We start from the raw sequence: 13,530 nt of genomic DNA on the forward strand, positions 1-13,530 counted from the left end.
CGGGATACCAGTAATCCGTTCGTCACACCGGTGACTCACGGCGGCAAACAGCGTCCCCGACAGTCTTCGCAACAGCACAGCGCAGTACCGCGCGACAGCGACGCACCGTTTGGCCCTATGCACCTCCCGTCCTTCACCGGAGGAGCCCCATGTCGGACCCGGTCAGCATTCCCGCGAACCCCGCACCCTTCCCGCTCGACCCGGGCGGCTTCGCCCTGGTCATCATCGATATGCAGCGCGACTTCCTGGAGCCCGGCGGCTTCGGTGAGAGCCTCGGCAATGACGTGGGCCAACTGCGGCGCACCATCCAGCCGTTGCGCGCCGTCCTGGACGCGACCCGGGCCCTCGGGCTGCCGGTCGTCCACACCAGGGAGGGCCATCTGCCCGACCTCTCCGACTGCCCGCCCAGCAAGCTCAACCGCGGCCTGCCCTCCCGGCGGATCGGCGATCCGGGGCCCAACGGCCGGATCCTGATCCGCGGCGAGTACGGCCACGACATCATCGACGAACTCGCGCCGGTCGCCGGCGAGGCCGTCGTCGACAAGCCCGGCAAGGGCGCCTTCTACGGCACCGGATTCGGCGACCTGCTGGTCGCGGCCGGGGTGAGCCAGCTCGTCGTCACCGGCGTCACCACCGAGGTGTGCGTGCACACCACGGTCCGTGAGGCCAACGACCGGGGCTACGACTGCCTGGTCCTGGAGGACTGCGTCGGCTCCTACTTCCCCGAGTTCCAGGCCGCCGGCCTGGCGATGATCGCCGCCCAGGGCGGCATCTTCGGCTGGACCGCGACCTCGGCCGACTACCTCAAGGCCCTCTCGGCGATCTGACCCGCGGTCGGCCCGGAGTCCGAACCACCATCTGACGTTCAGTCATGCACCGTCGGCACCACACCCCCACGGAGCCCGCCATGTCCCTCACCGCGCCGCCGCCATCGGCGGCCACCGCCGACACCGAAGCGCCGGTCACCATCCCCTGGTGGTCGCCCGGCGACACCAACGCCTTCTTCGGCCTCGGCTTCAACGTCCTGGTCAACGTCCTGGTCCTGACCGGTCTGGTGATCGGGGTGGTCAACATCCCCAGCCACGACGTCTACCACACCATCCTGCCCGCGCTCGGCGTCGAGCTGCTGATCGGCAACGTCTACTACACCTACCTGGCCCGGCGGTTGGCGCGCCGGGAGAACCGCACCGATGTCGCGGCGATGCCGTACGGCCCGTCCGTCCCGCACATGTTCATCGTCACCTTCGTCATCATGCTGCCGACCTACCTGGCCACCAAGGACCCGATCCGGGCCTGGGAAGCGGGCCTGGCCTGGGCGTTCGTGATCGGCTGCATCGTCATCGTCGGCGCCTTCGTCGGCCCGTACATCCGCCGCTGGACGCCGCGCGCGGCGCTGCTCGGCACCCTGGCGGGCATCTCGGTGGCGTTCATCTCGATGCGGCCCGCCGGGCAGATGTTCGAGGCGGCCTGGATCGCGCTGCCGGTGCTGGCGATCATCCTGATCGGCTTCTTCACCAACCTCAAACTGCCGTTCAACATCCCGATCGGGCTGGCCGCGCTGCTGGTCGGCACCGCCATCGGCTGGATCGGCGGCTACATGTCCGCGCCGGACGTCACCACGGCCGCCAAGGACATCGCCATCGCGCTACCCACGCTGCAGTTCCACCTGCTGTTCACCGGCATCAGCCACATCGGGCCGCTGCTCTCCACCGCCATCCCGCTCGGCATCTACAACTTCACCGAGGGCATGACCAACGTGGAGAGCGCCTCCGTCGCCGGTGACAGCTACAGCCTGCGCTCGGTGCTGCTCGCGGACGGCACCGGCGCGATCGTCGGGGCCGCGCTCGGCTCGCCGTTCCCGCCCGCCGTCTACATCGGCCACCCCGGCTGGAAGAAGGCCGGCGGCCGGACCGGCTACTCCATGGCCACCGGGGTGGTCATCGCGGTGCTGTGCTTCGCCGGGGTGTTCGGACTGCTCGGCGCGCTGCTGCCGATCCCGGCGATCGTGCCGATCCTGCTCTACATCGGCCTGCTGATCGGGGCTCAGGCCTTCCAGGCGGTGCCACGGGCGCACGCCGCGGCGGTGATGATCGCCATCATCCCCAATGTCGCCTCCTGGGCCCAGGGGCAGATGGCGGACGTGCTGTCCGCGGTCGGCTACCAGACCGTCGACTTCTCCAGCGGCGGGAAACTCATCCCGCCGGTCGGCGGGGCGCCGGGGACGGTGCCGGAGAGCGCGCTGGTCAACGCGGGGGTGATCTACAAGGGGCTGATGCTGCTCGGGGACGGCGCGGTGCTGGCCGGGCTGATCCTGGGCGCGATCGTGGTGTTCCTGATCGACCGCGACTTCAAGAAGGCCGCGATCTACTGCGCGGCCGGCGCGGTGCTGTCCTTCGTCGGGCTGATCCACGGCGCCAAGGTCGGCTGGGACGTGGACGGGCAGGTCGCGCTGGGGTACCTGCTGGCGGCGGTGGTCTGCGCGCTGTTCATGCTGAAGAAGGTGCCGCCGAGGGAACCCGACCCGGACGAGCAGTTCCTGGTCCCCGAGGGCGGTGAAGCGGCCCCGCGGGCCGTGGCGGTCGAGCCTGCTCCGGCGCCGGTGCCGGTCGCGTCGGTGGCCGCTGCCGCTGTCACCGCCGACGGCTGACCGGTCAGCCGCGGCCGGGCGCCGCCGACGCTCCGTCGGCCTCCGCGGCGGAGCGGTCGGCGGCCACCGCCCGGACCACCGCGGCGAGGGCCTCCGGCCGCTCCAGGTGCACGGCGTGGCCGCAGCCCTCCAGCACCCGGTAGGGCAGGCCGGTGAGGCCGCGCAGGGCCCGCGCCGCCGCGTGGCGGGCCGGCGGGGACTGCGCGCCGACCGTGGTCAGCAGCCGGGCCCCGGAGGTCCCGGACGCGGAGGTCCCGGAGGTCCGGGACTCGGGAGCGGGCAGCGGCGTGGGTTCGAAGGCCCGGAACATGGCGAAGTCCCTGCGCACCGCGTCCTCCTCGGCGGGGGCCATCGCCGGATCCCAGGCCGGTCCGTACAGCGCCGTCCCGAACCCGGGCACCCCGTGGGCCGCGTAGCCCTCGGCCACGTGGGCCAGCAGCCCGGGGACCAGGCTGCCCACGGCCGGCTCGTGCAGCACCGCCCCCGCCACCGGGACCCCGGCCGCCAGCAGCGCCAGGCCCAGCGTCGCCCCACCGCTCACACCCACCACGACCGCGCCCTCGGCCGGACCCGCCAGCGCGGCCAACTCGACCGCCAGCTCCCCGCTGTACGCACGCTGCGGCGCCACCACCTCCAGTCCCGGAAGGAGCCTGATGACACCCGACCAGACCGCGGCCGTCGTAGCCGCACCGTGGATGAGCAGAACACGCGTCGCAGCCATGCGCACCAGCCTAGAGGGGGTTCCATCGGGCCCGTAACGTCGGTGGAACAGGCGCGACTTGAGCGTGACACGACGGCTTCGGAGGATGGCCCCATGGATTCCGTACTGGATACGGCACCGGATCCCGCAGCGGATCCCGCGCCGCAGGCCGTGGCGAAGTCCTCGCCCAGCGAGGACGCGTACCGGCATTTGCGGGACCGGCTGCTGTCCGGATCGTTCCCGCTGACCCGGCGGCTCGCCGAGGGACGGTTGGCCGATCTGGTCGGCGTCTCCCGCACCCCGGTGCGGCACGCGCTGATCCGGCTGCACGGGGAGGGCCTGGTCAGCCGGCACCGGGACGGCGGCTACCGCCCCGCGGTGCCCGACCCCAACGACATCACCTGCCTCTACGAGACCCGGCGGACCCTGGAGATCGGCGCGCTGTGGCGTCCCGCCGAGATCGGCGCCACCCACCACCGCCCCACCCTGGACGCCCTGCGCGAGGACTGGGAGTCGCTGCGCCGGGAGCAGCCGCCCGCCGACGCCGGCTTCGTCGCCCTGGACGAGGACTTCCACGTCCGGCTCGCGCAGTCGGCCGGCAACGAGGTGATGGTGGACCTGCTGCGGTCCGTCAACGCCAGGATCCGGGTGATCAGGATCCATGACTTCCTCAGCGACGACCGGATCGAACAGACCATCAGCGAGCACCTGGAGATCCTCGGCGCGGTGCTGGTCGACGATCCGTCGACCGCCGAGCGGATCTTCCGGGCACATCTCGCCAAGTCCAAGGAAGTGGCCGAGGAACGCGCCCTGCGGGCCATCGCCCGGATGGCCACCCTCGACTGACGTTTCGTCATCCAGCGAGAGGCAGAACCGAGATGACCACGACCGCGACACCGACCGACACCGCGACACCGACCGACACCGCCGCCCCGCCTGCCGCCCCGACCGCCTTCGGCACCGTCGCCGCCGAGCCGTACCCCTGGCCCTACGACGGCGTGCTCGCCCCCGCCACCACCGCCCTGCTCTGCATCGACTGGCAGACCGACTTCTGCGGCCCCGGCGGTTACGTCGACACCATGGGCTACGACCTCGCGCTGACCCGGGCCCCGCTCGCCCCCACCGCCCGGGTGCTGGCCGCGGCCCGCGCGGTCGGGATGACGGTGATCCACACCCGGGAGGGCCACCGCGCGGACCTCGCCGACTGCCCGCCCAACAAGCTCTGGCGTTCCCGCCGGATCGGCGCCGGCATCGGCGACGCCGGGCCCTGCGGCCGGATCCTGGTCCGCGGCGAGCCGGGCTGGGAGATCGTCCCGGAGGCCGCGCCGCTGCCCGGGGAGCTGATCGTCGACAAGCCGGGCAAGGGCGCCTTCTACGCCACCGACCTGGACCTGCTGCTGCGCACTCGGGGGATCACCCATCTGATCCTCACCGGCATCACCACCGACGTCTGCGTCCACACCACCATGCGCGAGGCCAACGACCGCGGCTACGAGTGCCTGCTGCTCACCGACTGCACCGGCGCCACCGACCCGGCCAACCACGACGCGGCGGTCCGCATGGTCACCATGCAGGGCGGGGTCTTCGGCGCGGTCGCCCCGTCGTCGGCGCTGCTGGAGACCCTGACGTTCTGAGCCTTCCGAGCCGAGTTGCGATTCTCGCAACTGCGCGGTAGCGTGTGGTTATGGACGAGACCGTCACCGGCCGTGTCCGCGCGGTCATTCAAGCGGCCTCCCTCAGTCAGGCCGCCTTCGCGGACCACATCGAACTCACTCCCGACAAACTGTCCAAATCCCTCAGCGGCGTCCGCAGGTTCACCTCGCTCGAACTGGCCCTCATCGCCGAGGTGGGCCAGGTATCCGTCGACTGGCTGCTCAGCGGGCGCGAGCCGCTGCGGCCCGCGCTGGCCGCGCGGGCCAGGGCGGCCACCCTGGCCGGCTCCGCGCGCGAGAGCGTGGAGGAGTTGACCGAGCGCTTCACCTCGGCCTACGACGTCCTCGATCTGCTCGGGCGCAGCCCCGAACTGCCCGAACTGCCCGAGCTCCCCACGGTTCCCGCGTCGGCCTCCCCGGCCGACGCCGCCTCCGCCGGGCTGCCGCAGGCCGCCGAGCAGGGCGCCGCGCTGGCCGAGGCCGCCCGCGCGCTGCTGGTCGCGGGCGGTGCCGCGGCCGTCGACGCGCAGTCGGCCGACGATCTGCTGGCCTCCTGGGAACGCGCCTTCGGCGTGGACATCGCGGTCACCCGGCTGCCCTCGGGGGTGGACGGCCTGGCCTGGCAGAGCGACCACTTCCGGCTGATCCTGGTCAACCGCACCGACCGCTGGACCAGACAGCGCTTCACCATCGCCCATGAGCTGGGCCACATCCTGGCCAGGGACGCCCAGGACCTGCTGCTCGAAGCCGAGGTCGAGCCCGCCCGCCAGCACGAGGCCGACGAGATCCGCGCCAACTCCTTCGCCGCCCATCTGCTGCTCCCCGAGGACGAGGTACGCGCCGCCTGTCCCGACGGGCCGCCGACCGACGAGGCCTTCCGCATACTCGTCGTCAGGTTCCGGGTGTCGCCCAGCGCGCTGGCCGCCAGGCTCAGGGCCCTCGACCTGATGGACCGGCCGACCAGGGACCGGCTGCGCCGCCTCACCACCGCCGACTGCCATGCCGCGGTGGGGGCGATGCGCGGCTATCTGCAGCAGGCGACCAGGGCCGAGGCGGCCCGGCATCCGCTGCGGCTGGCCGGCGGCCTCTACGCCGGCTACCGCGACGGTGACACCACGCTGCGTCCGCTCGCAGCCCTGCTGGAGACGGACGTCGACGACCTGCACGACCTGTTGGAACCACCCACGCCCGACAGCGCCCTGGAAGGGGACCTGGTCTTTCAGCCATGAGCACCTGGTGGTTCCCCGACAACACCGTCCTGTGCAACTTCGCCGCCGTCGACCGCCTCGTGCTGCTCAGGGACGTCCTGGACGGGCGGGGGCGCTGGACCGAGGCCGTCGCCCGCGAGGCCCGGCTGTCGGCCCGTCACCTGCCGCGACTGGCCGTGCTGCCCGCCGAGGGCTGGCTGGGCGAGCCGATCGGGATCGACGACGAGGCGGAGCGCCAGGCCGTCGAGCGGCTGCGTCGCGCGGTCTTCAACGGCGACCGGCGGCATCCCACCCAGCACCTGGGCGAGGCCCAGTCCTGCGTGCTGATCACCACCCGCCGCGAGTTCCGCGGCGCGGTCTGGATCACCGACGACCGCTCCGCCGCCGCCTTCGCCAGACGCCGGGGCATACGCACCCTGGAGACCATGGACCTGGTGGCCGCGGCCGTCCGCCAGGGCCTGCTCACCCCGGCGGACGGCCACCGCCTGCTGCAGGCGATGACCGCCGCGGGCCGCCATCTGCACCGCACCAGTACCGGACCGGCGGACCTCAGCCGCTGATGCTGTCGTCACCGTCCTCGACGTGCCCGGTGAAGCGCTGCGACCAGGACGGGTCGAGGTCGCAGGTGGCGGTCACGTCGTACCAGCCGTGCGCCGAGCCGTTGACGGCGACGCTGTAGGAGGAACTGGTGCCCGGCTCCACCTTGTGGGTGTCCGGGTCGCCGGTGCGGTAGTTGTTCGCGGTGATGGTGAACACCGCCCGCTGCGTGCCGCTGTTGCCGAAGGAGAGGTAGAGGCCGCTGCCGGCGCTGCCCGCGCGCCGGTAGGACGCGGTGACCGAGAGCGTGGCGCCGATCGTGTCGGCGTTGCCCTGGAAGCGGCGCAGGAAGCGGTTGGGGCCGACCACGGTGAGGTCGTAGGCGCCGTCGCCGTAGCCGGCGCCGCAGTTGAAGAAGTCGCTGACCGTGCCGCCGGCCGGGACGGTGTACTGCCAGGGGCCGCCGCTGCGGTGGGCGTTGGCGTAGATGGAGAAGTGCGCGGCCCGGGTGGCCTGCGGGCCGGTGTTGTCCATGGCGATCCACACCTTGGCGACGCCGCCGGAGCCGAAGGTGTACTCGCTGACGTTGCCGTTCGGCTGGTACGGCAGGGCGCGGGCCGGACGGGTGCCGGGCTCCTGCGCCGGCAGCGCGTTGTCCACCGGCGCCGGGTTGGGCAGCGGGGCGCAGGCGGCGAGCCCGATGGTGGAGCCGGTGTCCGGCAGCGCGGGCATGCCGAAGACCGGCTTGGTGAAGTCCAGGGTGCTGGTGAGGTCGCCGCAGACGGCGCGGCGCCAGGCGCTGATGCTGGGACAGGTGGCGGGGGTGCCGATGGCCGCGGTCCACTGCTCCAGGAAGCGCAGCACCGAGGTGTGGTCGAACACCTCCGAGTTGACCCAGCCGCCGCGGCTCCAGGGCGAGATGACGGTCATCGGCACCCGGAAGCCGAGGCCGATGTTGGTTCCGCTGTAGAACTCGTCGGCCGTTCCGGCCGGCGCGGCCGGCGGCGGCACATGGTCGAAGAAGCCGTCGTTCTCGTCGTAGTTCAGAAAGAGGATGGTGGAGTTGAAGACGTCGGGGTCCGCGTTCAGGGCGTCCAGGACCAGGTGCACGAAGTGAGCGCCGTCCTGCGGGGTGGCGTAGGGGTGCTCGGAACTGGCCTGGTCCGAGACCACCCAGGAGACCTGCGGCAGGCTGCCGGCCAGCACGTCGGCGCGGATGGCGGCGGCGATGTCGTCCGGGGTGCGGCCGGTGGCGGGCGGCACGCTGCCCATGCCGAGCGAGCCCAGCGGGCTGCTGGCGGGGGCGGTGGTGAACTGCTTGAAGTAGGCCAGACCGTTGTCGCCGAAGTTGTCCTGGGCGTTCTGGTAGACCTTCCAGGTCACCCCGGCGTTCTGCAGCGACTCGGCGTAGGTCTGCCAGCGCAGGCCCGACTCGCTGCCGCCGTTGTAGGCGGGCCCGCCGGCCTTCCCGGCCGGGTCGATCATGCCGCTCCACAGATAGGTGCGGTTGGGGCCGGTCGCGCTGAGGATCGAGCAGTGGTACGCGTCGCAGATGGTCCAGTTGTCGGCCAGCGCGAAGTGGAACGGGATGTCCTCGCGCTTGAGGTGGCCGAGGGTGCGGACGTTCCCCTTGGCGGACACCCAGGAGTCGAGCTTGCCGTTGTTCCAGGCCGCGTGCTGGTCGGACCAGGAGTGCGCGAGGTCGCCGTTGCACTGGGCCAGCCGCTCCGGGTCCGCGCCCCCGGCCGCTTCGGTGGAGCTGAAGGCCCACGGGTACTGCCGCCCGCTCCCGTTGGGCTGCTCGAAGACGCTGTGGCCCCCGGCCAGCTGGATGGTGGCCCGGTCGCCGAAGCCGCGCACCCCGCGCAGTGTCCCGTAGTAGTGGTCGAAGCTGCGGTTCTCCTGCATCAGCACCACGATGTGCTTGGCGTCCTGCAGGGTGTGGGTGAGGCCCTTCTTCGAGGTCGCGGAGGTCGCGGAGGACACCGCGGCCGCGGCGGCCTGCGCCGGGAGCGGCGCCGCCTGCGCGTCGGACGCGGCCGCGACCACCCCGGCCCCGGCTGCCCCGACCACGGCGGCGGCACTGGCCGAGGCCGCGATGAAGGTGCGCCGGCTCCACCTGGGCTCGTCGGCACCGGGATTCTGGGCGGACGGTTGCTGCGACTGCTGGTCCATGCTGCCCACTGCTTTCTCCGATGGTGGCTCAGCTCAAGTTCGGCGGGAACTTGTCTGAACAAGTCGGAGCTCAGTAAGCCGGAATCCCATGGCCGCCCGATGAACGCGGAGCGACCGGTCAGCGGTCTCCGAACGAATCCCGGACGAGCGCCGGGCGCGGTCCGACCAGGGGCGCAGCGCTAGAATGCGGCCTCTGCTCCGCGAGCTCTGCCGCCCGAGACGAAGGTTCCGGAACCATGCGCTGGTCCCAGCTGTACGTGCCCACCCTCCGCCAGGATCCCGCCGACGCGGACGCGGTCAGCCACCGGCTGCTGCTGCGCGGCGGCTACATCCGCCAGCTGATGGCCGGTCACTACTCGCTGCTGCCGCTCGCGGTCCGCACCCGGGCGAAGATCATCGAGATCGTCCGCGAGGAACTGGCGGCGATCGGCGCGCAGGAGTTCATCCTGCCGACATTGCATCCCGCCGAGATCTGGCACAAGTCCGGCCGCTGGGAGGTCATGGGCGAGGAGATGTTCCGGCTCAAGGACCGCAAGGGCGCCGACCTCGCGCTGGGCATGACCCATGAGGAGATCTTCACGACGCTGGCCCAGGAGCTGCGCTCCTACCGGGACCTGCCGCAGATCTGGTACCAGTTCCAGACCAAGTACCGGGACGAGCCCCGCCCCAAGAGCGGGCTGATCCGGGTGCGCGAGTTCACCATGAAGGACTCCTACAGCTTCGACCTCGACCAGGCCGGCCTCGACGACGCCTTCGACCGCCACCATGCCGCCTACACCCGGATCTTCGCCCGCCTCGGCATCCCGGCGATCCCGGTGCAGGCGTCCAGCGGCAGCATGGGCGGCAGCGCCTCGATGGAGTTCATGTGCCCCTCCGACGCGGGCGAGGATCTGATCGTCCGCTGCACCGGCTGCGGCTACGCGGCCAATGTGGAGAAGGCCACCTCCCGGCCGGCCCCGGTCGCCGACCGGCCCGGCCTCGACGCCCCCGAGCCCTTCGACACCCCGGACGCCCGCACCATCGAGGAGCTGGCCCGGCAGCACGGCGTCCCGGCCGAACACCAGGTCAAGACCCTGGTCCAGGTGGTGGACGAGCAGTTGACGCTCATTCTGCTGCGCGGCGACCACGCCCTGGTCGAGCAGAAGCTGATCGACACCCTCGGCGCGAAGACCGTCCGCCCGGCGACCGTCGAGGAGATCCGGGCCGCGCTCGGCGCCTCTCCCGGCAGCCTGGGCGCGGTCGGGGTCCCCGCGGACCTGCCGGTGCTCGCCGACGACGCGTTGCGCGGACGCACCGGGATGACCACCGGCGCCAACCGCGACGGTGTGCACCTGCGCGGGGTGGACCTGGACCGCGACCTCTCCGTCGGCCGTTGGGCCGACCTGCGCGAGGTCACCGCGGGCGAGCCCTGCCCGAACTGCGGCACCGCGCTGGAGGTGGTGCGCACCGTGGAGATCGGCCACATCTTCAAGCTGGGCCGCAAGTACACCGAGACCCTGGGCGTGTCCGTGCTCGGCGCGGACGGCGACCGGGTGGTGCCGATCATGGGCAGCTACGGCATCGGCATCGAGCGGGCGCTGGCCTGCGTGGTCGAGTCGCACCACGACGACCGGGGCATCGTCTGGCCCACCGCGGTCGCCCCGTTCGAGGTCGCCCTGGTCACCCTGGGCAAGGGCGACCAGGCCGTCCTGGACGCCGGTCAGGAGCTCTACGACCGGCTCCGCCAGGAGCGGGTCGAGGTGCTCTGGGACGACCGTGACGAGCGCCCGGGCGTCAAGTTCAGCGACGTCGAGCTGATCGGCGTCCCGTACCGGATCACCGTCGGCGCGCGGGGCCTGGCGGCCGGCACGGTCGAGGTCACCGTCCGCGCCACCGGTGCGAGCAGCACCGTCCCGCTGGACGAGGCGGTGCAGCACATCCGTGCCCTGGTCGTAGGCCAGGCTCAGAGGTAGAGCCCGTCGCTGGGGGCGGACGGGGTCGGGAGCAGGATGCCCGGGCCCTGGCGGAGGGCGTAGAGCTCGGCCAGGGTGGCACCGCCGACCGGCGGGGCCACCGGGGTGTCCGCGAGCCAGCGGGCCGACTCCGGCTCGCTGAGCGGGCCGACCTCGACCCGGGACAGGCAGCGGCCGGGGCGGACCACCGCGGGGTGCAGCCGTTCCAGGTCCTCGTTGGTGGTGACCGCGACCAGCACCTTGCGGCCCTGCCCGAGCAGGCCGTCGGTCAGGTTGAGCAGCCGGGACAGGGCCTGTCCGGCCGCCCGCTTGGCGCCGCCGCGGATCAGCTCGTCGCAGTCCTCCAGCAGCAGCAGCCGCCACTGCTCCTCCGAGGCTTCCTCCTGCGGGTTGTGGTGCTGCCGCTGCGGACCGAGGGCCACCTCGATCAGGTAGCCGGGATCCGCGAACAGCCGCTCGGGATCGAGCACGCACTCCACGGTGCACCACTCCCGCCAGGCCCGGGCCAGGGTGCGCAGCGCGGTGGTCTTGCCGGTGCCGGGCGGGCCGTGCATCAGCAGCAGCCGACCGGTGACCTGGTCCGGCTTGAGGCTCATCAGCCCGTCGAAGGCGTCGACCACGGTGCGGGTGTAGTTGCCGCGCACCGACTCCCAGCCGGGGGCCTCGATCCGGCGCCGGGCCCGGACCGGCCCGCGGCCCGCGGCGAAGTGCCAGAAGCCCATGGCCACCACGTCCTCCTCGGTGGGCTTCTCCTCCTCCGCGCCGTCCACGGCCTGGGCCAGCACCCGCTTGGCGAGTTCGTCGTCGGCGGCGGTCACGGTGACGTCGGCGTTGACCGTGCCGCCGTTGCGCCACCAGGACGCCTTGAGGGTCCAGCCGGGGCCGTCGGCGAGCAGCACGGTGCGGTTGTCCGCCTCGCTGCGGCGGACCACCCTGGCGCCGGGCGGCAGCAGGGTCGCGTCCGGACGCGCCGGGCTGACCGAGGCCGACCGGGCCCAGGGCTGTGCCCCGGTGGTGAAGGAGGCCAGTGCCAGCGCGTCGACGACGTCGCCGGGGCCGTCGCCGTCGTCGAGGCTGATACGCAGCGGCAGCAGATCTGCGGGCTCGACCGAGGGGGCCGCCCCGTCGCCCGGTCCGGCCTGGTGCAGAAGAGTCATATCGGAGATGATCCGCTACGGAACGCGTCCGGCACAGCTTTTTTTGCGGGGACCGGGGTTGACACCCGCTCAGCCGGCGCTTCGAACAGCACGGGGGCGGCGCTTCGAGGGGCACGAAAAAGTGGTCCCCCCGCCCCTCAACGGGGGGACCGACGTGGGCGCCGAGGGGTGGCTCGGCTCACCGCGGTCCTTCAGGGCTTGGAGCCATGAGCGGGCAGCGGCGTTGGTACACATCAAGCCAGCCAGGTGACGTGGCGTCAAGAGCTGGGATACATTCAAAAGTTGAAGACAACATGGCCGATCTTCAGGCCATGGCGACACGTTCTGTCGCAAGCATCCGGTCCACCGCGACCGCCGCCGCGCGGCCGGCCCGGTTGGCGCCGACAGTGCTGGCAGAGGGCCCGTAGCCGACCAGATGGACCCGCCGGTCGGCCACCGCGGCGGTGCCGTCGAGCTGGATGCCCCCGCCCGGGGCGCGCAGGCCCAGCGGGGCGAGGTGCGCGATTTCCGGGCGGAAGCCGGTGGCCCAGACGACGGCGTCGAGCTGCTCGACGTGTCCGTCCGGCCAGACCGCGCCGTCCGCCGTCAGCCGTTCGAACATCGGCAGCCGTTCCAGCGCGCCCAGTTCGTGGGCCCGCAGCAGGGCGGGGGTGGGCGGCAGGCCGGTCACCGAGACCACGCTCGCCGGCGGCAGCCCGGCGCGCACCCGGCGGGCGACCATGGCGACGGCCTCCCGGCCGATCTCGGGGGTGAAGGCGGCCTCGCGGAACCGCGGCGGGCGCCGGGTCGCCCACAGCGTCCTGGCCACCTCGGCGGTCTCGGCCAGGATCTGGATCGCGGACGCCCCGCCGCCGACCACCAGCACCCGCTGCCCGGCGAACGCGGCCGGCCCGCCGTACTCGGAGCTGTGCAGCTGCCGGCCCCGGAACAGCTCCGCGCCGGGGTAGTAGGGGAGGAACGGCCGGGTCCAGGTGCCGGTGGCGTTGATCAGCGCCCTGGCGGTCCAGCGGCCCGCGTCCGACTCGACCAGCAGCCGTCCGTCGCCCGCCTCGCGCACCGCCCGGACGTGCACCGGCCGTCGCACCCTCAGGTCGTGGGTCCGCTCATAGGCGGCGAAGTACTCCGGCAGCGCGTCCCTGGCCGGGCGCTGCGCCGCGAACGGCGGCAGCGGCATCCCCGGCAGCTCGTGGAAGCCGTGCACGGCGGCCATGGTCAGCGTGGGCGGACGGTGCGCCCAGGCGCCGCCGGGGGAGTCGTCCGCGTCCAGGACGACAAAGCCCTCGCCGGGCTCGAACCCGCGCCGGCGGAGGTGGAACGCGGCCGAGAGCCCGGCCTGGCCGGCTCCGACCACCACCACGTCCACCTCCACCACGTCCACGTCGGCCGCCGGCACCGGGGCCGTCGGCACAGCTTCCGTTGCCTGTTCAACCATCACGGTCATGGAACACCGGGGGGTGACCCTGAGATTCCTGGGGGTCGGGGTGGCACCCAGGGCTGATCCC

Annotated in this window: 11 protein-coding genes; 7 read left to right on the top strand and 4 right to left on the bottom strand. The window is 72.6% G+C overall.

What is annotated here, in order from left to right; translation table 11 throughout:
* Positions 1–149 precede the first annotated feature (149 nt).
* Positions 150–827, top strand: a complete 678-nt coding sequence (locus tag ACEZDG_RS17890) for a cysteine hydrolase family protein (protein WP_380510191.1) — start codon at positions 150–152, stop codon at positions 825–827.
* A gap of 80 nt (positions 828–907) precedes the next feature.
* Complete coding sequence (locus ACEZDG_RS17895; protein ID WP_380510194.1) at positions 908–2,647, top strand: regulator; 1,740 nt, start codon at positions 908–910, stop codon at positions 2,645–2,647.
* 4 nt (positions 2,648–2,651) lie between these two features.
* On the opposite strand, the gene ACEZDG_RS17900 is transcribed toward ACEZDG_RS17895, so the two are convergent.
* The gene (locus ACEZDG_RS17900; RefSeq protein ID WP_380510196.1) at positions 2,652–3,368 is read right to left on the bottom strand and encodes an alpha/beta fold hydrolase; all 717 of its coding nucleotides are present in this window, start codon (positions 3,366–3,368) and stop codon (positions 2,652–2,654) included.
* Between the two features lie 93 nt (positions 3,369–3,461).
* Here ACEZDG_RS17900 and ACEZDG_RS17905 point away from each other — a divergent pair, with 93 nt between their 5' ends.
* The 4 genes from ACEZDG_RS17905 to ACEZDG_RS17920 are packed head-to-tail and all read left to right on the top strand — an operon-like array spanning position 3,462 to position 6,767.
* Positions 3,462–4,193, top strand: coding sequence for a GntR family transcriptional regulator (locus ACEZDG_RS17905; RefSeq protein WP_380510199.1), 732 nt, complete (start codon positions 3,462–3,464; stop codon positions 4,191–4,193).
* Between the two features lie 32 nt (positions 4,194–4,225).
* Positions 4,226–4,981 (top strand): biuret amidohydrolase, encoded by a 756-nt coding sequence (biuH, locus tag ACEZDG_RS17910; protein WP_380510202.1) that lies wholly within the window; start codon positions 4,226–4,228, stop codon positions 4,979–4,981.
* A 50-nt stretch (positions 4,982–5,031) separates the two neighbouring features.
* Complete coding sequence (locus ACEZDG_RS17915) at positions 5,032–6,228, top strand: helix-turn-helix domain-containing protein (protein WP_380510205.1); 1,197 nt, start codon at positions 5,032–5,034, stop codon at positions 6,226–6,228.
* Positions 6,225–6,767: a hypothetical protein gene (locus ACEZDG_RS17920; protein ID WP_380510208.1), complete on the top strand. Its 543-nt coding sequence runs from the start codon at positions 6,225–6,227 to the stop codon at positions 6,765–6,767. Before ACEZDG_RS17915 ends, ACEZDG_RS17920 begins: the two co-directional genes overlap by 4 nt.
* Here ACEZDG_RS17920 and ACEZDG_RS17925 read toward each other — a convergent pair.
* Positions 6,757–8,919, bottom strand: coding sequence for a phosphocholine-specific phospholipase C (locus ACEZDG_RS17925; RefSeq protein ID WP_380510211.1), 2,163 nt, complete (start codon positions 8,917–8,919; stop codon positions 6,757–6,759). The genes ACEZDG_RS17920 and ACEZDG_RS17925 overlap by 11 nt on opposite strands.
* 236 nt (positions 8,920–9,155) lie before the next feature.
* On the opposite strand from ACEZDG_RS17925, the gene ACEZDG_RS17930 reads away from it, so the two are divergent.
* Positions 9,156–10,871 carry a proline--tRNA ligase gene (locus ACEZDG_RS17930; protein ID WP_380510214.1) on the top strand — a complete coding sequence of 572 codons (1,716 nt, stop codon included), beginning with the start codon at positions 9,156–9,158 and terminating at the stop codon, positions 10,869–10,871.
* Here ACEZDG_RS17930 and ACEZDG_RS17935 read toward each other — a convergent pair.
* Complete coding sequence (locus ACEZDG_RS17935) at positions 10,862–12,028, bottom strand: DUF5925 domain-containing protein (RefSeq protein ID WP_380510217.1); 1,167 nt, start codon at positions 12,026–12,028, stop codon at positions 10,862–10,864. The genes ACEZDG_RS17930 and ACEZDG_RS17935 overlap by 10 nt on opposite strands.
* A gap of 304 nt (positions 12,029–12,332) precedes the next feature.
* Positions 12,333–13,460, bottom strand: a complete 1,128-nt coding sequence (locus ACEZDG_RS17940) for an FAD-dependent oxidoreductase (RefSeq protein ID WP_380510220.1) — start codon at positions 13,458–13,460, stop codon at positions 12,333–12,335.
* Positions 13,461–13,530: the final 70 nt, after the last annotated feature.

The sequence above is a fragment of the Streptacidiphilus alkalitolerans genome (genome assembly GCF_042511045.1).
Lineage (GTDB): Bacteria > Actinomycetota > Actinomycetes > Streptomycetales > Streptomycetaceae > Streptacidiphilus > Streptacidiphilus alkalitolerans.